The following is a 20,053-nucleotide window of genomic DNA, read 5'->3' on the forward strand; positions in this document are numbered from 1 at the left end:
AGCTTCGGGCCGGACCGACGCCGAGTCACGAAAAAGGGGCGAGCCATGACCGATCCGCTGATCGACCTGCGTGAGGTGCGCAAGGTGTACGACGAGGGCCCACCCGCGCTGGCCGGGCTGACGCTTCAGGTGCGGGCCGGCGAGGCGCTCGCGGTGCTGGGACCGTCCGGCAGCGGCAAGTCGACGCTCCTCAATCTGATCGCCGGGCTCGACCGGCCGAGCGCGGGCAGTGTCACCGTCGACGGGCTCAGGATCGACGAGTTGAGCGAGAGCGCCTCGGCCCGCTACCGGCGCTCACGCATCGGCATGGTGTTCCAGTTCTTCAATCTCCTCGACGATCTGACGGTCGCCGACAACGTGCTGCTTCCGGCCCAGCTCTCCGGCGTGCCCCGCGTGAAGGCCGCCGCCCGGGCCGCCGAGCTCCTCACCTACCTCGGTATCGACCGGCACGCCCGCGCCTACCCCGGGCGGCTCTCCGGCGGCGAACGGCAACGGGTCGCCGTGGCCCGGGCGTTGATGAACCGCCCACCGCTGCTGCTCGCCGACGAGCCGACGGGCGCGCTGGACACCGCCTCGGGCGCCGAGGTGCGGGAGCTGCTGCGTGAACTCAACAGTGACGGGCAGACGATCGTCCTCGTCACCCACGACCTGGCGCTGGCCGAGTCGTGCGCGACGCGGACGATCGAGCTGGTCGACGGCAGGATCGCGAGCGATGTGCCGGCGGTGGCGTCATGAGCGGGGCGATGGGGAGGGTCGTGCGTGCCGGTGTAGGCAGGCGCCGTGTGCAGACCGCGGTGATCGTGCTGACGACGCTGCTGTCGGTGGCCGCGTCCGTGCTGGCGCTGGGGCTGCTGGTGGCGTCGCAGGCACCGTTCGACCGGGCCTTCGCACGGCAGCACGGGGCGCACCTGACGGCGGAGTTCGCCGGGGTGGCGCCGGGGAGACTCGCACAGACCGCCTCCGTCGACGGCGTCGAGGCCGCCGCGGGCCCGTTCGCTGTGACGTCCGTCCGTCTCCGCCCGGCCGACGAGCGCATGCCCGGCTTCACCCCGCCCCCGCTGACGGTCGCCGGGCGGGCGTCCGCCGACGCCTCCGTGGACGACCTCGGCCTCGTCGAGGGCCGATGGGCGAAAGAGCCCGGCGAGATCGTGCTGGAGGCGGGATCCGGCAACCCCGGCATGCGGCCCGGCAGCACCGTCTACGCCGGGGACGTGGAGCTGACCGTGGTCGGCATCGCCGAGTCCGTGGGCGAGAGCGCCGACGCGTGGGTCGTACCGACGCAGTTGACGGCGCTGGACGCGCAGCCGTCGTACCAGATGCTCTACCGCTTCACCGACGCGGACAGCCGCGCCGATATCGCCGCCGGACGTGACGCGATCGCCGCCGCCGTTCCGGCCCGCACGCTCACCGGCACGCAGTCCTATCTGGACGTCAAGCAGGCCGCCGAGGCGAACACGACCGCGTACATCCCCTTCGTGACCGCCTTCGCCCTGCTGGGCCTGGCCATGTCGGTGCTGGTGATCGGCATCGTGGTGAGCGGTGCGGTGAGTGCCGCGACCCGGCGCATCGGCATCCTGAAGTCCCTCGGTCTCACCCCGCTCCAGGTGGGGCGGGCCTATGTGGCGCAGGCGTTGATCCCGGCGGCGGTGGGCGCTGCGCTGGGTGTGGCACTGGGCGATCTGCTCGCCGTGCCGCTGATGGCGGAGGTGGCGGCGGCCTACGGGACGGGCACGCTGCTGATCCCGCTGTGGGTGAACTTGGTGGTGCCGGCCGGCGTCCTCGCGGTGGTCGCCCTCACCGCGTTCGCCCCGGCGCTGCGGGCGGCGCGGCTGCGCACCGCCTCGGTGCTCGGGGTCGGTCGCGCGGCAACCGCCGCCCGCGGACGCGGAGTTCGGCAGTTGTTGGGCCGGCTGCCGCTGCCGCGCCCGGTGACCCTCGGCCTGGCGGGCCCGTTCGCCCGGCCCGCCCGTTCCGGCACGATGGCCGCGGCGGTGGCGTTCGGGGCGCTGGCGGTGACCTTCGCGGTCGGGCTGGGCAGCACGCTCTTCGCGATACAGCGGGACGGCGAACTCGACCGGGCGGCGGGCGAGGTGACCGTACGCTCCATGGCGCCACCCGAACCGGGTACGGAGCCCCGCGGCGCCGCGGATCCGGCCGCGGTGGCGGCCGCGATCAAGTCCCGTCCGGAGACGGCCTCGTACTACCGCACCGCCCGGTCCGAGGTACACGTGGCCGGTCTGAAGGGCGGGGTGCCCGTGGTGGCGTACGACGGCGACGCCGCGCACAGCCGGCACACCATGGTGTCCGGCCGCTGGTTCGGGGCGGGCGGTGAGGCGGTCGCGGGCTCGCGCTTCCTGACGGTGACGGGTGTGAAGGTCGGGGACACGGTGACGTTGAGCGAGGAGGGCCGTAACGTCCGGCTGCGGATCGTGGGGGAGGTCTTCGACCTGAGCGACGAGGGGATGGCCGTCCGGACCTCGTTCTCGTCATTGGCGTCACTCGAACTCGGTTACCAGCCGAGCGAGTTCAGCGTGCGGCTCAAGTCCGGTACGGATGTGCAGAGTTACATCACGTCCTTGAACGCGGATCTGAAGGCGACCGGCGGAGAGGCGGCCTTCACCGAGCCGAGCGAGTCGACCGTGATCCGGGCCATGCAGGCGCTGATCGCGATGCTCACCGCCATGCTGGTGGCGGTCGCCTGCCTCGGCGTCCTCAACACGGTCGTGCTCGACACCCGCGACCGGACCCGCGACCTCGGCATCTTCAAGGCCCTCGGCATGACACCGCGCCAGACCGTCGCCCAGGTCCTCACCGCGGTGGCCGGCATCGGCCTGGCCGCCGGGGCGATCGGCGTCCCGCTCGGCGTGGCGCTGCACCGGTACGTCATCCCGGAGATGGGGCGGGCCGTGGGGACGCGCATTCCGGCGGAGCTCATCGATGTGTACGACGTCCGGGATCTGACACTGCTGGCGCTGGCCGGCGTGCTGATCGCCGTCGTCGGGGCACTGCTGCCGGCGGGGTGGGCGGCGCGGACGCGGGTGGCGGGGGCCTTGCGGGCGGAGTGACGTGGGTCCGGCTCAGCCGCTTCGGTCCGCGGCCATGTCCTGGGTGCCGATGACGGACAGAAGCTCCAGCTGGGCGGCGCCCTCGGTGCCGGCTGGGGCCGAGAACCACAGCAGACGCTGGTGGCCGTCCTCGCTGAACAGGCTGTGGCAGTCCAGCTCGATGACGCCGAGGGCGGGGTGGATGATGCGCTTGTGGTCGGCCCTGCGCAGGGCGACGTCATGGGTGTCCCACAAGGCGGCGAACTCCGCGCTGTGCCGCCGCAGCGCGGCCACCATCCGCTGCACCTCGCCGTCCCGGCCGCGCCGGGCCGCCACCGCCTGGAGGTCGGCCACGAAGACGCGGGAGTGGTGCGGGTGGTCCTCGACCGGATAGAGCTCGCGGGCGTCGGGGTCGGTGAACCAGCGGTACACGAGACTCGCCCGCGGACCGCTCACCGCGGCGGCCCGACCGACCAGGGCGACGGCCAGTTCGTTCTGTACGAGGGTCTCGTGCAGGTCGGTGATGATCTGCGCCGGTGTGGTGGTGAGCCGGTCCAGCAGACCGAGCAGGGCGGGCTGGACGTGCGCGGTCGGGCCGTGCGCCGCCGGGGGAACCGGGCGGTCGGCGAGGTGGAACAGGTGGTCGCGCTCGTCGTCGTTCAGCCTGAGGGCGCGGGCGAGGGCGGCCACGACCTGGGCCGAGGGCTGGGCACCCCGGCCCCGCTCCAACTCCGTGTAATAGTCCGCCGACAGTCCCGCGAGCTGCGCGACCTCCTCCCGGCGCAGACCGGGCACCCGGCGCCGGGGCCCGGCGGTCAGACCCACATCGGCCGGCCGGACGCGATCACGGCGGGACTTCAGGAACGCGGAGAGTTCGGGAAGGGGCACGCTCCCATCCTCACCCGTGGGCACGTCCGTATCCAGGGGTCGCCGACCCCAGGGTGGGCACAGCCCTGGGTGCCGTCGCCGTTCCGGCCCAGGGTGGAGGGGACAGCACCCGTTACTACCGACCGGAGCGTGAATCACCATGCCGTTCGCCAACTTCAAGGTCCCCGCCGGCACCCTCGACGAGAAGCAGAAGGAGCAGATCGTCACCCGCGTCACCGAGTTGTACGTCGAGATCTACGGTGAGCGGGCCCGCGCCGCCACCCTGGTCCTGGTCGAGGAGGTCCCCGACGGTGGCTGGGGCATCGGCGGCCACGTCCTGACCCTGGCCGAGCTCCAGGAATCGGCACCCGATGTGGCATGATCCGCTGCCATGTCGTGGATACGCGCACACGCGTGGTGCTCAACTTCCGGTCGCCGTCTGTTAGTTGTCCCGCTTGCCCTGCTCGTGGCAGCGGGCGCCACCGGTGCCGGTGCCGCCACGGCACCGGTGGCGCCACCAGCACCCAAGGCCAAGGCCGCGACGCCCGATCGGCTTCGCTACGACGTGTCCCTGCGCGGAGACGCCGACGGCTCCCACTGGACGGGCCGGCAGCGGGTGTCGTTCCGCAACGCCTCCGATCGACCTCTGCGTGAGGTGTACGTACGTCTGTGGGGCAACGGCGACGACAAGTGCGGAACGCCGGGCAAGCCGTCCCCCGTCAAGTTGTCCAAGGTGCGCGGTGGCACTCCGGGCCGCCTCACCGTGAACTGCACCGCCCTGCGCATCACCCTGCCGAAGCCGCTCGCACGCGGCGCGCGGACGGCCGTCTCCTTCGACGTGTCCATCACTGTGCCCGAGCGCAACAACCGCTTCGGTCGCGAGGGCGCGTTCCGCTTCCTGGGCAATGCGCTGCCGGTGCTCGCCGTGCACGACGCGAAGGGATGGCACCTCGATCCGTATGTGTCGACCGGCGAGAGCTTCTACACCCTGGCGAGTGACTTCCGGGTGCGCATCGACCACCCGTCGACCCTCAAGGTCCCCGCGACCGGCCGCACTTGGACCCGCCAGGACAAGCCGGGACGCACCGTCACGCACAGCGTCGCCCACCGGGTGCGCGACTTCGCGTGGGCGGCGGGCCCGTTTCGCGTGGCGAGCGAGACCTCGCCCGGTGGTGTGCGCGTGAAGTCGTACTGGGCGCCGAACACGCCCGCGGCGGGTGTGCGCCTCAACCGCAAGGACGGCGTCGCCGCCGTCGACCGGTTCGGCAAGGAGTTCGGCCGTTATCCGTACGGCGAGATCGACTTGGTGATGACCAAGGGCTTCGGCGGCGGTATGGAGTACCCCGGCCTGGTCATCCTCGGCACCACCGAGGAGGGCGGCGCCGTCGTCCACGAGGTGGCCCACCAGTGGTGGTACGGCATCGTGGGCAACGACGAATACGGCGCCCCCTGGCTGGACGAGAGCTTCGCCCAATACGCCAACGCGCGCTTCTACGGCTGGGACACCCGCGACTGCTGGTCGGACGACGACTGGCCGAGCGACCGCACCGCGCTCACCAACTCGATGGCCTACTGGGCCGAGCACCGTGACGAGTACCACGTCATCTACACGGCCGGCTCCTGCGCCCTCGCGAACCTGGAGCGCACCCTCGGCGCCGACACGATGGCACGACTCCTCAAGCGATACGCCCGCGAGCACTGGTACGGCGTCTCCACCACCGCCGACTTCAAGAAGGCGGCACAGTCCGCGACGACCACCGACCTGGACCCCTTCTGGAAGAAACACCGCATCCGGTGAAACCCCGCTCGACCTGCTCTCCGGCTCGTAGGAAGTTGCCCCGCCGACGCGTAACGTGAAGCGGTATGAAGATCCTCATCAGCGCCGACATGGAGGGCGCGACCGGTGTCACCTGGCCGGCCGATGTGCTGCCGGGGACGCCGCAGTGGGAGCGGTGCCGGTCGATGTTCACGTCGGATGTGAACGCGGCCGTGCTGGGTTTCTTCGACGGCGGCGCGGACGATGTGCTCATCAACGAAGCGCACTGGACGATGCGCAATCTGCTTCTCGAACGGCTCGACGAGCGGGCGGAGATGCTCACCGGGCGGCACAAGTCCCTCTCCATGGTGGAGGGCGTCCAGCACGGCGACGTGGACGGCATCGCGTTCGTCGGCTATCACGCGGGCGCGGGCATGGAGGGCGTCCTCGCCCACACCTACCTCGCCAACTCCATCACCGGCGTGTGGGTCAACGACGTACGGGCGAGCGAGGGGCTGCTCAACGCGCACGTGGTCGCCGAGTACGGGGTGCCCGTCGTCCTCGTCACCGGTGACGACGTGGCCTGCGAGGACGCGCTCGGGTACGCGCCCGAGGCGCTGAAGGTCGCCGTCAAGGACCATGTGTCGCGGTACGCGGCCGTGTGCCGTACGCCGGCCAGGACGGCCTCCGACATCCGGGCCGCGGCCAAGGAGGCGGCGGCGCTGGCGGTGCGGCGTGAGCCGGTGAGGGGCGGACCGTTCACCGTCGCCCTGGAGTTTGACGCGGAGCATCTGGCGTTGGCCGCGACCGTCGTGCCGGGTGTGGAGCGGGTCGGGGAGCGGAAGGTGGCGTACACCAGCGGCACCATGTATGAGGGAATCCGTACCTTCAAGGCGGTCACCACGATCGTCTCGGCCGCGGTGGAGGAGCAGTATGGCTGACCAGCAGGCGCTGGACGAGGTCGTCCGGTTCACGTCCGACCTCATCCGCATCGACACCACCAACCGCGGGGGCGGCGACTGTCAGGAGCGGCCCGCCGCCGAGTACGCGGCGGAGCGGCTGGCCGGGGCGGGTCTGGAGCCGACGCTGCTGGAGCGCACCAAGGGCCGTACGAACGTGGTCGCCCGGATCGAGGGCACGGACCCGTCCGCGGACGCGCTGCTCGTCCACGGTCATCTGGACGTCGTACCCGCCGAAGCCGCCGACTGGAGCGTGCACCCGTTCTCCGGGGAGATCCGCGACGGCGTCGTCTGGGGACGCGGGGCCGTCGACATGAAGAACATGGACGCGATGATCCTCGCGGTGGTGCGCGCCTGGGCGCGGGAGGGCGTACGGCCCCGACGGGACCTCGTCATCGCGTTCACCGCCGACGAGGAGGCGAGCGCGGAGGACGGGTCCGGGTTCCTCGCCGATCAGTACCCGGGGCTCTTCGAGGGCTGCACCGAGGGCGTCAGCGAGTCGGGGGCGTTCACCTTCCACGACGGCAGCGGGCGCCAGATCTACCCCATCGCCGCGGGTGAGCGCGGCACCGGCTGGCTGAAGCTCACCGCGCGCGGGCGGGCCGGACACGGCTCCAAGGTGAACCGGGAGAACGCGGTGATCCGGCTCGCCGCCGCCATCGCCCGGATCGGCGGCCACGAGTGGCCGCTCCGGCTGACCCCGACGGTCAGCGCGGCCCTCACCGAACTCGCCGCGCTCTACGGCATCGAGGCCGACCTCGACGACGTGGACGGGCTGCTGACGAAGTTCGGCCCGGCGGCCAAGCTGGTCGAGTCCACCGTACGCAACAGCGCCAACCCGACGATGCTGGACGCCGGTTACAAGGTCAATGTGATCCCGGGGGAGGCCGTCGCGTATGTCGACGGGCGGTATCTCTTCGGCGCCGAGGACGAGTTCCGCGCGACGCTCGACCGGCTCACCGGACCGGACGTGGACTGGGAGTTCCACCATCGCGAGGTGGCCCTCCAGGCGCCGGTCGACTCGCCGACGTACGCGCGCATGCGTGCCGCGGTCGAGGAGTTCGCGCCGGAGGGGCATGTGGTGCCGTACTGCATGTCCGGCGGCACGGACGCCAAGCAGTTCTCCCGGCTCGGCATCACCGGCTACGGCTTCACCCCGCTGAAGCTCCCCGAGGGCTTCGACTACCAGGCCCTCTTCCACGGAGTCGACGAGCGGGTCCCCGTCGAGGCGCTGCACTTCGGCGTCCACGTCCTGGACCGCTTCCTGCGGACGGCCTAGCGGCATGGAGCTGGCATTCGGCTCATGGCCGTCCCCGATCGACGCGGCCCTCGCCGCCGCGCACGACGGGCATCCCGAGTACGTCGGCTTCGTCGGCGACGAGGCCTGGTGGACCGAGCCACGGCCCACCGAGGGCGGCCGGCGCACGCTTGTGAGGCGCCGTACCGACGGCACCGAGGAGTCCATGCTGCCCGCGCCGTGGAATGTGCGCAGCCGCGTCATCGAGTACGGCGGACAGCCCTGGGCCGGTGTCGCCGGACCGCTCGTCGTGTTCGTCAACTTCGCCGACCAGCGGCTCTACCGGTACGAGCCCGGCACTGAGCCGCGTCCGCTGACGCCGGCCGGACCGCGCTGGGCCGAGCCGCAGTTGCGCCTGGACGTCGGTGAAGTGTGGGGCGTGATGGAGGAGTTCACAGGCGACGCGCCCACCGACGTACGCCGGGTGCTCGCCGCGGTGCCGCTGGACGGCTCGGCGGCCGAGAACCGGGACGCCGTACGCGAACTGACCGACGACCGGCACCGGTTCGTGACCGGTCCGAGGATCTCGCCCGACGGGCGGCGTGCGGCCTGGCTCGCCTGGGACCATCCGCGGATGCCGTGGGACGGCACGGAACTCGTCGTCGCCGAGGTGGACGGTGTCTTCTGTGCGGCGCGCACGGTCGCCGGCGGGCCCGGGGAGTCCATCGCGCAGGTGGACTGGGCGCCCGACGGCTCCCTGCTGTACGCGAGCGACCGCTCCGGCTGGTGGAACCTCTATCGTGACGGCCGGCCCCTCTGCCCGCGTGAGGAGGAGTTCGGCGGTCCGCTGTGGAAGCTCGGGCACCGCTGGTTCGCCCCGCTGGACAGTGGGCTGATCGCCGTCGTGCACGGCCGCGGCGCCACCGCGCTCGGCATCCTCGACCCGGAGACCGGCGAGGTCGTCGACGCCGCCGGTCCCTGGACCGAGTTCGCGCCCACGCTCGCGGCGCACGGCAACCGGATCGTCGCCGTCGGGGCGAGCCCGCGCACCGCGTACGAGGTGGTGGAACTGGACGCCCGTACCGGCCGAGCCCGGGTGATCGGCGCCGCGCACAAGGACTCGGTCGACCCCGCCTACTACCCCGAACCGCACATCCGCACCTTCACCGGCCCGGCCGGACGCGAGATCCACGCGCACATCTACCCGCCCCACCACCCCGCCTGCGTCGCACCAGGCGACGAGCTGCCGCCGTATGTCGTCTGGGCGCACGGCGGGCCCACCAGCAGGGCTCCGCTCGTCCTCGACCTGGCGATCGCCTACTTCACCTCGCGCGGCATCGGGGTCGCCGAGGTCAACTACGGCGGCTCGACCGGATACGGGCGGGCGTACCGGGACCGGCTGCGTGAGCAGTGGGGCGTGGTCGACGTCGAGGACTGCGCGGCCGTCGCGCTGGCCCTCGCCGACGAGGGCACCGCGGACCGTGCCCGGCTCGCCGTACGGGGCGGCAGCGCGGGCGGCTGGACGGCGGCGGCGTCGCTGGCCACGACCGATGTCTACGCCTGCGGCACGATCATCTATCCGATCCTCGACCTGACCGGCTGGGGATCGGGGGAGACCCACGACTTCGAGTCCCAGTACCTGGAGTCGCTGGTCGGGCCGCTCGCCGAGGTGCCCGCACGGTACGTGGAGCGCTCGCCCGCCGAGCACGCCGACCGGATCACCGCGCCCTTCCTGCTGTTGCAGGGCCTGGACGACGTGATCTGCCCGCCCGCGCAGTGCGAACGCTTCCTGGCCCGCATGGAAGGCCGACGCGTGCCGCACGCGTACATCGCCTTCGAGGGGGAGGGACACGGATTCCGCCGGGCCGACACCATGATCCGCGCCCTGGAGGCCGAACTCTCCCTGTACGCACAGGCCTTCGGGCTGCACCCGTCCGGCATCGACACCCTGGAGCTCACCAAATGAAGCAGCTCGTACGCCCGCCCCGGCTCGCCCCCGGCGCCCGCGTGGCCGTCGTCGCGCCCAGCGGACCCGTGGCCGAGGAACGACTGCAGGCCGGACTCGACATCCTGCGCGGCTGGGACCTCGAACCGGTCGTCGCACCCCATGTCCTCGACCGCCACGGCGAGTTGGACTACCTCGCGGGCACCGACGCGCACCGGGCCGCCGATCTGCAGAACGCCTGGTGCGATCCGTCCGTCGACGCCGTGCTGTGCGCCCGCGGCGGCTACGGCGCGCTGCGGATGGTCGACCTGCTGGACTGGGACGCGATGCGCGCGGCCGGGCCGAAGGTGTTCGTGGGCTTCAGCGACATCACCACGCTGCACGAGGCGTTCGCCACGCGGCTGGGTCTGGTCACGCTGTACGGGCCGACGGCCGCGGGCGTCGACTTCACCAAGAACACCCGGGCCCAGGAGCACTTGAGGGCGACCCTCTTCGCCCCGGAGACGGTCCGCGGCATCGAGTCGCGGGGCAGCGCTCTGGTCCCCGGGCGGGCCCGGGGCGTCACCTACGGAGGATGCCTCTGCCTCCTCGCGTCCGACCTCGGCTCACCCCACGCCCGCACCGACGCCCGTGGCGGACTGCTGATGATCGAGGACGTCGGCGAGCAGTCGTACCGGATCGACCGGATGCTGACCCAACTCCTGCGCGCGGACGGGCTCGACGGCGTCACCGGGATCGTGCTCGGCTCGTGGAACGAATGCGGTGCCTACGACGCACTGCGCGCCGTGTTCGCCGACCGGCTCGGCGGACTGGGTATCCCGGTGATGGAGGAGTTCGGGTTCGGCCACTGCGACGGGGCGTTGACCATCCCCTTCGGACTGGAGGCCGAACTCGACGCCGACACGGGCACGTTGACGTTCGACGAACCCGCTCTGCGCTGAGCGAGCCCTACTGAATCTCCGTCAAAACCACTCGTCACGGCGATTGACCTGCGCCTGACACGTGTCACACCATGGTTACCGGCCAGTACCTACTGGTCGGTATCCCGGGTTGTCCTCAGTGTGGAGGTCTACGTGTCCCGACGTGTGCCCAGATCCCGCGTCCCGCTCGTCCTCGCTCTCGGCGCCGCCCTCACCACACCCCTCGCACTCACCTCGCCCGCCACCGCGACCGGCCACTACACCGTCACCGCACTGAAGTTCACCGTCCATGCCGGTGACCGCACCTGCACCGTCGACGCCGACCTGTACCGGCCCGCCGACGTGGACGCCGCCCACCCCGCACCCGCCGTGCTCGCCACGAACGGCTTCGGCGGCAGCAAGAACGACGGCTCGACCAACGCCATCGGCAAGGCCTTCGCCGAGCGCGGCTATGTCTCCCTGGTCTACTCGGGGCTCGGCTTCGGCCGGAGCGGCTGCCTCATCTCACTGGACGACCCGGCCATCGACGGCGAGGCGGCCTCGCAGCTCGTCGACTTCCTGGCCGGGAAGCGGGCCGCCGACGACGGCACGAACGCCGACTTCGTGACCCAGGACGCCCCCGGCGATCCCCGGGTCGGCATGATCGGCGGCTCCTACGGCGGCGCCATCCAGCTGGCGACGGCCGCCGTGGACCACCGGGTCGACGCGCTCGTCCCGATGATCACCTGGAACAACCTCGCCTACTCCCTCGACCCGAACAACGCCGTCGGCAGCGGCAGCGTCCCCGGCGTCTTCAAGTGGCAGTGGACCAACGGCTTCTACCTCATAGGAGAGGGCCAGCCCCTGCTGGAGCCCAGCCTCGACCCGTCCCGGATCAACTCCCTCGCCTGTCTGCACTTCGTCACCAGGGCCTGCGACACCGTCCGCACCCTCAACTCCGGCAGCTATCCGGCCGACAAGACCGCCGAACTGCTCGACTACGCGCACAGCGTGTCCCCGGTGTCGTACCTCAGCCGCGTCGAGGCGCCCACGCTGCTGGTCCAGGGGCAGGCCGACAGCCTGTTCAACCTCAATGAGGCGACGGCGACGTACCAGACGCTCAAGGCGCAGGGCACGCCCACCAAGATGATCTGGCAGTCCTGGGGTCACAGCGGCGGCCTCACCGACCCGGCGTCGGGCGAACTCAACCTGGGCCAGGGCAACCTGGACTCCTCCTACGTCGGCAAGCGGATCCTCGCCTGGTTCGACCGTTACCTCCACAAGCAGCGCAACGCCGACACGGGCCCCGCTTTCGCCTACTACCGCGACTGGATCACCGACCCCGGCGGTACGTACGCCACGGCTGCCCAACCACCCGCCCTCAGCCAGAAGATGTACCTCTCCGGTGACGGCAAGCTCGTCGACAACCGCAAGAAGGTGGCACGCGGCAGCCGTACCTACACCAACTGGCTGATCTCCACGAGCCATTCGGAGAGCTCGCTGACCGGGATCATCGGGCTGCCCGACCCGGCGCCGTACGACACAACGGGCACCTACCTGGGGTGGACCAGCGAGCCGCTGGCGCGCACGGTCGATGTCGTGGGCGCGCCGCGGGCCACGCTCAAGGTCGTCTCCCCGAAGGCAGAGCGGACGCAGGACTCGGGAAACGCCGCCGACAAGCTCGTCCTGTTCGCCAAGCTGTACGACGTCGCGCCCGACGGCACCAAGACGCTGGTGCACCGGCTGGTCGCGCCGGTCCGTGTTCCCGACGTCACCAAGAGTTTCACCGTGACGCTGCCGGGGATCGTGCACCGGTACGAGAAGGGACACCGGCTGCGGTTCGTGATCGCGGCGAGCGACGACGCGTACTTCGGGAACCGGGGGATCAAGCCGGTGACCGTGGTCAGCGCGCCTCAGGACACGGGGGTGCTGGAGCTGCCGGTCGCGGGCCGCTGAACGAGCGCTCACTCGTCGGGCTTCACGCACGGTAGGCGCTCACCGTGCGTGAAGGCCGGATGGGGACCATGCTGGTGGTATGAGCACGAAGACCTCGGAGAGGGGCGCCAAGACCGGCGGGAGGGGCGGTGGCGTGCGCGGGTTCATGACTCCTGCCCGGACCACCGTCCTGGTGCTCGCCGTCCTCGCCCTGATCTTCATTTTCGAGAACACCGAGGACACCGAGATCAGGCTGCTGATCCCCCTGGTGACCATGCCGCTGTGGGTGGCGCTGCTCGCTGTGGGGATCATCGGCGCGCTGTTCGGTGCCTACTTCATGAGACGGCGGAGGCAGCCCTGAGCGACAGGGCCCGTCATAGGGTGGCGGGATGCCGCACACCGCATCCCGCTATCTCGCCGAAGGCCCTCGTGTGGGCATACGCCACTTCACCTACGACGACGCCGCCGAGTTCACCGCGCGCGCCCGGGAGAGCAAGGACCTGCACCATCCGTGGCTCTTCCCGCCGGACAGCCCGCAGGCGTACACCGCCTACGCGGGTCGGCTGATCGAGGATCCCACCAAGGCGGGCTTCCTGGTCTGCGAGAGGGACGGCGGGGCCATCGCCGGATTCATCAACATCAACAACATCGTCCAGGGCGCCTTCCTGAGCGGCGCCCTCGGCTACGGCGCCTTCGCGCACGCGGCCGGGCACGGGCTCATGCGCGAAGGCCTCGACCTCGTCGTCGGCCACGCCTTCGGCCCGATGCGGCTGCACCGGCTCGAGATCAACGTCCAGCCCGCCAACACCGCGTCCATCGCCCTGGCCCGCTCCTGCGGATTCCGCCTGGAGGGCTTCTCGCCGGACTTCCTCTACATCGACGGGGCCTGGCGGGACCACGAGCGGTGGGCGATCACCGCCGCGATGCGGGCTTCCGGTTGACCTTCATGGTGTCCAGGTCGGTGACGCTGGACCTGAGGTCACGGAAGCCGTAGCCCAGACCGCGGAGCGCTGTCTCCGCCCGGTCCTCCGCGTCGTGCCTTGCCTCTCGAATCCGGTGTACGCCCGACCATACGTCGACGAGGATGAACCGCATGCGGAATATCGTCGTGCTCGACGCCCCCTCGAATCTGGGCCTGCGCCCGCCCGGCCCCGGTACCGTGCCCGGTTGCTACAAGCTCGCAGGGGCGCTGCGGGAGCAGCGGATCGTGCAGCGGCTGCGGGCGCTGGAGGGTGGCGTGGTGGTGCCGCCGCGCTACGACCGCGGGGACTGGCAGGAGGGCGACGGGGTCTTCAACGCGGCCGCCCTCGCCTCGTACACCAGCAAGCTCGCCGACCGGATCGAGCACCATGTGCGCGCCGGTGACTTCGCCGTCGTCCTCGGCGGGGACTGTTCCATTCAGCTCGGCGCTTCACTCGCACTGCGGCGGATCGGGCGGTACGGGCTGGCCGCGGTGGACGCTTCCCCGGACTTCCGGCATCCCGGGAACTCCGACCGGATCGGGGCCGCGGGCGGTGAGGAGGTGGCACTGGCCACCGGGCGGGGGCAGGAGGACCTCACGGATCTGGAGGGGCTCAAGCCGTATCTGCGGGACGAGGACGTGCGGTTCTTCGGGATCCGGGACTGTTTCGAGGAGGAGCGTGGTGAGCTCGCCGCGCTGAAGATCCCGGTCGTCACCGTCGGTGACCTGCGTGAATGGGGTGCCGATGCCCTGGCACGGGCCACCGTGCAGGCGTACGAGATCCCGCAACTCCTCGGATTCTGGGTGCACTTGGACGCCGATGTGCTCGATCCGTCCGTCATGCCGGCCGTCGACAGCCCCGATCCCGACGGGCTGCTCCCCGACGAGCTCATCGCCGTACTGCGCCCGTTGCTGGCGTCCCCGCACTGCGTCGGCCTCACCGTCACCATCTACGACCCCGACCTGGACCCGGACGGCACGGCGGGCGCGCTGCTCGCCGACATCGTCGTGGAGGCCTTTGCGCGGTCCTGACCGGTAATTCCCCCGGGCAGCTCCGGTGTCGTGATCGGGCGGGTGTCAGCCGCGGCGGTCCACGTACTCGTAGATCGCGCCGTCCGGATGCATCACGATCATGTTGCGTCCGACCGGCGTCGTCACCGGACCGGCGACGATGTGCGCGCCCAACTCGGTGAGGACCTTGTGGGCCTCGTCGACGTCCGTGACGGCGATCGTCGCCGCGACCTTGCGCAGCACCTCCAGCTCCGACTCCGGCCCGCTCATCAGCAGGAAGCAGCCGACGGCGGCCACCTGGACGCCGGCCCGCTCGAAGCGGAGGGCTCTGCCACCGGCGAGGCGTTCGTAGAAGGGGACCGCGGTGTCCAGGTCGTCGACGCAGACGCGCAGCGTGGCTCCCAGAATGTCCATGCGCACGAGCCTAGTTGGGACGGCCGGGACGCGGAGATCGTTTCGCCCGATCTCCCCGCCCCGGCCACCAAGTCAGCCCATGGCCTTGCGTACGGCGTGGGCGTTACGCGCACGGGCCCGCGGGTACCCGGCGGGCATGGACCGCTTGGATCATCTGGAGCACTTGGACAAGGAGCTGGTCGACGAGCTGGCGCAGGTGGCGCGTGAGACCGTACGCGACGAACTGCGTCAGCAGACCCGCAAGCAGCGCCGCACGGCCGTCCTGTACGCCGCGTCCGGCGCCGTCGCCCTGTACGCGGGCGCGGCCCTCGCGCTCGCTCTGGGCCTGGCCCTCGCCACCGGACTGCCGGACTGGGCCGCCGCGCTGATCACCGCGGTGATCCTGGGCATCGTGGCCTATGTGCTGCGTGGTTCCGCCCGGCCGTCCGCGTCCCGGCCGACGCCGGAACGCGAGGCCGAACTCGTCGCGGAACGTGAACGCGCCCTCGGCGACATGCCCCCGGGCAGCGCAGGTGCGCCGCCTTATCCGCCGGTGCCGCCCGCCACACCGGGCGCGCTCGGCGGGGCGGCCGGCGCACCGGCGACCGGCGTGCCGGGGGCGGGCATACCGCCCGCCGCGCCGCGCCCCGAGGACATCGACCCCGAGCAGCCGCACCACCGGGCGTGATGCGCGGTGCGTACGCCGTCGCGGATGCCGCTGTCGAAGGGCGGCAGGGCCGTCGTGGTCACCGGGGCCAGCGGCGGCGTGGGCCGGGCCACGGCTCTGGCCTTCGCCGCGCGGGGCGACCGGGTCGCCCTGCTGGCCCGGGGACGCGAGGGCCTGGCCGCGGCGGCCGATGAGGTGCAGCGCGCCGGGGGCCAGGCCCTCGTCGTCACCGTCGACATGGCCGACCCCAAGGCCGTGGAGGACGCCGCGCAGCAGGTCGTCGACGCCTTCGGGCGCATCGACGTATGGGTCAACAACGCCTTCGCCGGGGTCTTGGCGCCGTTCACGGAGATCAACGCGGACGAGTTCCGGCGGGTGACCGAAGTGACGTATCTGGGCTGTGTGTTCGGTACGCGGGCGGCGCTGCGGCACATGCTGCCGCGGGACCGGGGGACCATCGTGCAGGTCGGTTCCGCGCTCGCCTACCGGGGGATTCCGCTGCAGTCCGCGTACTGCGGTGCGAAGCACGCGATTCAGGGCTTCAACGAGTCGCTGCGGTGCGAGTTGCTGCACGAGGGGAGCCGGGTCCGTACGACGATGGTGCAGCTGCCTGCCGTCAACACCCCTCAGTTCGACTGGGTGTTGAGCCGGATGCCGGGGCGGGCGCGGCCCGTGCCGCCCGTGTATCAGCCGGAGGTGGCGGCGCGGGCGATCGTGCATGCGGCGGGGCACGGGCGGCGGCGGGAGTACTGGGTGGGGGGCTCCACGGTGGCCACGCTGGTCGCCAACGCGGTGGCGCCGGGGCTGCTGGACCGGTATCTGGCGCGGACCGGGTTCGAGGCGCAGCGGGACGAGGGCGAGCACCGCGACCCCGGCAACCTGTGGACCCCGGCGGACGGGCCGCACGGGCGGGACTTCGGGGCGCACGGGCGGTTCGACGCGGAGTCCCATGCGGACAGCTCCCAGGAATGGCTCTCCACGCATCGCGGCCGTATCGGTACGGCGCTCACCGCGGGCGCCGGGATCCTGGCCGCCCGCAAGCTGGCCCGCCGTGTCGCCGTCAGGCGACCCTGAACTCCTCCACCTCGTCCGTCCGCAGCGTCAAGCCATGACCCACCCCGCGGAGCGGTCGCACCGATCCGCCCGTCGGGTCCAGCGCGCCGTCGAAGAACATGTCCTCGATGCGGACGTGGTCGTGGAACCACTCGATGTGGCGGAGGTTGGGGATCGCGGCGGCCGCGGCGGCGTGGGCGTGCGGGGCGCAATGGGTGGAGACCTCCAGACCGTGGGCGTGGGCCAGGGCGGCGGCGCGCAGGAACTCCGTGAGGCCGCCGCAGCGGGTCGCGTCGACCTGGAGGCAGTCGACCGCGCCGGCCGCGATCATGCGGGCGAAGTACGGCAGGTCGTAACCGTATTCGCCCGCGGTCACGTCACTCACCAGCGCGTCGCGGACCAGGCGCAGGCCGGTGAGGTCGTCGGAGGAGACGGGTTCCTCGAACCAGCCGACGCCGTGCTCGGCGAGCGCGTGACCGACCCGGATCGCCTGCTTGCGGGTGTAGGCGCCGTTGGCGTCGACGTACAACTCGGCGTCGTCGCCGATCACTTGACGGGCGGCGTGGACGCGGGCCAGGTCGCGGGTGACCGCCCGGCCCCAGCTCTCGCCGATCTTCATCTTGACCCGCGGGATGTGCTGCCCGTGCACCCAGCCGTTCAACTGGGCGGCCAGATGGGTGTCGTGGTACGTCGTGAAGCCGCCGCTGCCGTAGACCGGGACCCGCTCACGGGCGACGCCCAGCAGCCGGGCCAGCGGGAGTTCCAGGAGCCGGGCCTTGAGGTCCCACAGGGCGATGTCGACCGCGGAGATCGCGCACGCGGCGATGCCGGGGCGTCCGGCGTTGCGCACGGAGCGGCACATCGCGGAGTGCACGGCGGGGATGTCCAGGGCGCTGCTGCCCTCGACCAGCGGAGCGAGGTGCTTGGTCAGGAAGTCGCCGACCGCCGCCGGACCGTAGGTCCAGCCCGTGCCGGTCGCGTCGTCGGTCGTCACCTCGGCGATCACCACGGTCGTCGTGTCCCACGCCAGCGTGCCGTCGGCCTCGGGTCCGTCCGTCGGCACCGTGTACACCGACACCACGGGCAGGTGGAGTTTCATCGCTGACTCGCTCCCGTACGGATCAGTGGCCGGCCTGCTGGAGCTGCGGCAGCACCTTGGTGCGGTAGAAGTCGAAGAAGCCGCGCTGGTCGGGCCCGATCTGGTTGACGTAGACCCGGTCGAAGCCGGACTCGTCGAACGCGGCGAGCGCGGCGACGTGTTCGTCGACGTCGTCCCCGCACACCGACTGCTCGCTCACCATCTCCTCGGTGATCAGCGGCTCCAACTGCTCGAAGTGCTTGGGCGAGGGCAGGATCTGGCCCATCTCACCGGGCAGCAACTGGTTGGACCACAGGCGGCGGACGGTGCGTACGGCCTCGTCGCGGTCGGTGCCGTAGCAGACCTTCGTGCCGCCGCTCACCGGCTTGCCGCCTCCGCCGCCCTTGCGGAAGTTCTCCACGAGTGCCTCGTCCGGCATCATGGTGATGTAGCCGTCGCCCACGCGGGCCGCGAGCGCGGTCGCCGCCGGTCCGAAGCCGGAGATGTCGATCGGTACGGGCTCGTCGGGGACGGTGTAGAGGCGGGCGTTCTCGACCTTGTAATGGGTGCCGTAGTGGCTGACCTCCTCGCCCGAGAACAGCCGGCGCATCACCTGGATCGCCTCCTCCAGCATCTCCATCCGGACACTGGCCGGCGGCCAGGTGTGGCCGACGACGTGCTCGTTCAGGGCCTCACCGGTGCCGACGCCGAGCCGGAAGCGGCCGTTCGTCATCACCGCGCTGGTCGCCGCGGCCTGGGCCACCACCGCCGGGTGGATCCGCACGGTCGGGCAGGTGACGGCCGTCTCGACCGGCAGCGACACGGCCTCGGAGATCGCGCCGATCACCGACCAGACGAACGGGCTCTGGCCCTGGGCGTCGTTCCACGGGTGGTAGTGGTCCGAGATCCACAGCGACTGGAATCCGGCCTGCTCCGCCATCCTCGCCTGCTCGACGAGATCTGCGGGGCCGAACTCCTCGGATGCGAGGAAGTAGCCGTACTCGGGCATGGGGAGGACACCTCCGGGCGGGGCGGGTCTGGTCACCCGCCGGGTATCCCTGGCCATGGGGGCGAAACGCTCGTGCGGGCCGCGTTTGGGGGTGCTGACCAGGGGGACGCGGAAAACCTCGTACGAGCGAAAGCGCCGGAGGCGAACCGTGAGTCGACCCCGCATCGTGATCGTCGGTGCCGGTTTCGCCGGGTATCAGGCGGCCCGCACGCTGTCCCGGCTGACCCGGCACCGTGCCGAGGTCACCCTGCTGAACCCGACCGACTACTTCCTGTATCTGCCCCTGCTGCCCCAGGTCGCCGCCGGCATCCTGGAACCGCGCCGGGTCACCGTCTCCCTGTCGGGCACCCTGCCCCGGGTGCGGCTGGTGCTCGGCGAGGCGGACGGCGTCGACCTCGACGCGCGCACCGTGCACTACTCCGACCCGGAGGGCGGCGCCGGCACGCTGCCGTACGACCGGCTGGTGCTGGCCGTCGGCAGCGTCAACAAGCTGCTGCCGATCCCCGGTGTCGCCGAGCACGCGCACGGCTTCCGCGGGCTGCCCGAGGTGCTGTATCTGCGTGGCCATGTGACCCGGCAGGTGGAGCTCGCGGCTGGCTCGGACGACCCCAAGAGCTGCGCCGCCCGGTGCACCTTCGTCGTCGTGGGCGCCGGATACACCGGCACCGAGGTCGCCGCGCAGGGGCAGCGGTACACGGACGCCCAGGTACTAGGGCATCCGCTGCGGGGCGGAATGCGCCCGCGCTGGCTGCTGCTGGACATCGCGCCGCGCGTCCTGCCCGAACTGGACGAGCATCTCTCACGCACCGCCGACCGGGTGCTGCGGCGGCGGGGCGTCGAAGTCCGCATGGGGACCTCGGTGAAGGAGGCCACGCACGACGGAGTCCTGCTGACCGACGGGGAGTTCGTCGAGACACGGACGCTGGTGTGGTGCGTGGGCGTGCGGCCCGATCCGCTTGTCGAGGGCATCGGGCAGCCCCTGGAGCGCGGGCGGCTGATCGTCGACCCGTACCTCCAAGTGCCGGGCCGGCCCGAGGTGTTCGCCTGCGGTGACGCGGCCGCCGTGCCCGACCTGAACAAGCCCGGCTCCTTCACACCGATGACGGCGCAGCACGCCTGGCGGCACGGCAAGGCCGTCGGCCACAACGTCGCGGCCTCCCTCGGTATCGGCGAGCGGCGTGTCTACCGCCATCGTGACCTGGGGTTCGTCGTGGACCTGGGCGGCGCGCAGGCCGCCGC

The 20,053-nt window shown here is 71.5% G+C and carries 19 protein-coding genes and 1 pseudogene; 15 read left to right on the plus strand and 5 right to left on the minus strand.

What is annotated here, in order from left to right; translation table 11 throughout:
• Positions 1–45: 45 nt before the first annotated feature.
• Both ACTWQO_RS36075 and ACTWQO_RS36080 read left to right on the plus strand, forming a co-directional pair.
• Positions 46–735, plus strand: a complete 690-nt coding sequence (locus ACTWQO_RS36075) for an ABC transporter ATP-binding protein (RefSeq protein ID WP_443241598.1) — start codon at positions 46–48, stop codon at positions 733–735.
• Positions 732–3,065: an ABC transporter permease gene (locus tag ACTWQO_RS36080; protein WP_443241599.1), complete on the plus strand. Its 2,334-nt coding sequence runs from the start codon at positions 732–734 to the stop codon at positions 3,063–3,065. The genes ACTWQO_RS36075 and ACTWQO_RS36080 overlap by 4 nt, the downstream gene beginning before the upstream one ends.
• 12 nt (positions 3,066–3,077) lie before the next feature.
• Here ACTWQO_RS36080 and ACTWQO_RS36085 read toward each other — a convergent pair whose 3' ends face one another.
• Positions 3,078–3,932, minus strand: coding sequence for a helix-turn-helix transcriptional regulator (locus tag ACTWQO_RS36085; RefSeq protein ID WP_443241600.1), 855 nt, complete (start codon positions 3,930–3,932; stop codon positions 3,078–3,080).
• A 139-nt stretch (positions 3,933–4,071) separates the two neighbouring features.
• Between ACTWQO_RS36085 and ACTWQO_RS36090 the strand changes: the two genes are divergently transcribed.
• From ACTWQO_RS36090 to ACTWQO_RS36130, 9 genes are all read left to right on the plus strand, one after another.
• The gene (locus ACTWQO_RS36090; protein ID WP_443241601.1) at positions 4,072–4,293 is read left to right on the plus strand and encodes a tautomerase family protein; all 222 of its coding nucleotides are present in this window, start codon (positions 4,072–4,074) and stop codon (positions 4,291–4,293) included.
• Between the two features lie 9 nt (positions 4,294–4,302).
• A complete protein-coding gene (locus ACTWQO_RS36095; protein ID WP_443241602.1) occupies positions 4,303–5,709 on the plus strand; it encodes a M1 family metallopeptidase in 1,407 nt (468 codons plus the stop codon).
• Positions 5,710–5,774: 65 nt separating this feature from the next.
• Positions 5,775–6,608 carry a M55 family metallopeptidase gene (locus ACTWQO_RS36100; protein WP_443241603.1) on the plus strand — a complete coding sequence of 278 codons (834 nt, stop codon included), beginning with the start codon at positions 5,775–5,777 and terminating at the stop codon, positions 6,606–6,608.
• Positions 6,601–7,905, plus strand: coding sequence for a M20/M25/M40 family metallo-hydrolase (locus tag ACTWQO_RS36105; protein WP_443241604.1), 1,305 nt, complete (start codon positions 6,601–6,603; stop codon positions 7,903–7,905). The genes ACTWQO_RS36100 and ACTWQO_RS36105 overlap by 8 nt, the downstream gene beginning before the upstream one ends.
• A gap of 4 nt (positions 7,906–7,909) precedes the next feature.
• Entirely contained in the window at positions 7,910–9,829 is a 1,920-nt protein-coding gene (locus ACTWQO_RS36110; RefSeq protein ID WP_443241605.1) for a dipeptidyl-peptidase 5, read from the plus strand.
• Positions 9,826–10,749, plus strand: a complete 924-nt coding sequence (locus ACTWQO_RS36115; protein WP_443241606.1) for a S66 peptidase family protein — start codon at positions 9,826–9,828, stop codon at positions 10,747–10,749. The genes ACTWQO_RS36110 and ACTWQO_RS36115 overlap by 4 nt, the downstream gene beginning before the upstream one ends.
• A gap of 132 nt (positions 10,750–10,881) precedes the next feature.
• Complete coding sequence (locus tag ACTWQO_RS36120; RefSeq protein WP_443241607.1) at positions 10,882–12,663, plus strand: CocE/NonD family hydrolase; 1,782 nt, start codon at positions 10,882–10,884, stop codon at positions 12,661–12,663.
• A gap of 79 nt (positions 12,664–12,742) precedes the next feature.
• Positions 12,743–13,003: a DUF1049 domain-containing protein gene (locus ACTWQO_RS36125; RefSeq protein ID WP_443241608.1), complete on the plus strand. Its 261-nt coding sequence runs from the start codon at positions 12,743–12,745 to the stop codon at positions 13,001–13,003.
• A 28-nt stretch (positions 13,004–13,031) separates the two neighbouring features.
• Complete coding sequence (locus ACTWQO_RS36130; RefSeq protein WP_443241609.1) at positions 13,032–13,583, plus strand: GNAT family N-acetyltransferase; 552 nt, start codon at positions 13,032–13,034, stop codon at positions 13,581–13,583.
• Here the strand turns inward: ACTWQO_RS36130 and ACTWQO_RS36135 are convergent.
• Positions 13,555–13,743 (minus strand): annotated as a pseudogene (locus tag ACTWQO_RS36135) (DUF6204 family protein); the annotation flags it as partial. The gene ACTWQO_RS36130 and the pseudogene ACTWQO_RS36135 overlap by 29 nt on opposite strands.
• Here ACTWQO_RS36135 and ACTWQO_RS36140 point away from each other — a divergent pair.
• Positions 13,736–14,635, plus strand: a complete 900-nt coding sequence (locus tag ACTWQO_RS36140) for an arginase family protein (protein WP_443241610.1) — start codon at positions 13,736–13,738, stop codon at positions 14,633–14,635. The pseudogene ACTWQO_RS36135 and the gene ACTWQO_RS36140 overlap by 8 nt on opposite strands.
• 45 nt (positions 14,636–14,680) lie before the next feature.
• Here ACTWQO_RS36140 and ACTWQO_RS36145 read toward each other — a convergent pair whose 3' ends face one another.
• Positions 14,681–15,028 (minus strand): VOC family protein, encoded by a 348-nt coding sequence (locus ACTWQO_RS36145; RefSeq protein ID WP_443241611.1) that lies wholly within the window; start codon positions 15,026–15,028, stop codon positions 14,681–14,683.
• 136 nt (positions 15,029–15,164) lie between these two features.
• Here ACTWQO_RS36145 and ACTWQO_RS36150 point away from each other — a divergent pair, with 136 nt between their 5' ends.
• Together ACTWQO_RS36150 and ACTWQO_RS36155 are read left to right on the plus strand one after the other, a co-directional pair.
• Positions 15,165–15,695, plus strand: a complete 531-nt coding sequence (locus ACTWQO_RS36150) for a phage holin family protein (protein ID WP_443241612.1) — start codon at positions 15,165–15,167, stop codon at positions 15,693–15,695.
• A 24-nt stretch (positions 15,696–15,719) separates the two neighbouring features.
• A complete protein-coding gene (locus ACTWQO_RS36155) occupies positions 15,720–16,748 on the plus strand; it encodes an SDR family oxidoreductase (RefSeq protein WP_443241613.1) in 1,029 nt (342 codons plus the stop codon).
• Here ACTWQO_RS36155 and ACTWQO_RS36160 read toward each other — a convergent pair.
• Both ACTWQO_RS36160 and ACTWQO_RS36165 read right to left on the minus strand, forming a co-directional pair.
• On the minus strand, positions 16,735–17,826 hold the full coding sequence (locus tag ACTWQO_RS36160) for an enolase C-terminal domain-like protein (protein WP_443241614.1): 1,092 nt from the start codon (positions 17,824–17,826) through the stop codon (positions 16,735–16,737). The genes ACTWQO_RS36155 and ACTWQO_RS36160 overlap by 14 nt on opposite strands.
• A gap of 22 nt (positions 17,827–17,848) precedes the next feature.
• The gene (locus ACTWQO_RS36165) at positions 17,849–18,814 is read right to left on the minus strand and encodes a TIGR03557 family F420-dependent LLM class oxidoreductase (RefSeq protein WP_443241619.1); all 966 of its coding nucleotides are present in this window, start codon (positions 18,812–18,814) and stop codon (positions 17,849–17,851) included.
• Positions 18,815–18,962: 148 nt separating this feature from the next.
• Here ACTWQO_RS36165 and ACTWQO_RS36170 point away from each other — a divergent pair.
• Positions 18,963–20,053, plus strand: a 1,091-nt coding sequence (locus ACTWQO_RS36170) for an NAD(P)/FAD-dependent oxidoreductase (protein WP_443241615.1), incomplete at its 3' end; no start/stop codon positions are given.

Source organism: Streptomyces sp. 4N124 (assembly GCF_052245395.1).
Lineage (GTDB): Bacteria > Actinomycetota > Actinomycetes > Streptomycetales > Streptomycetaceae > Streptomyces.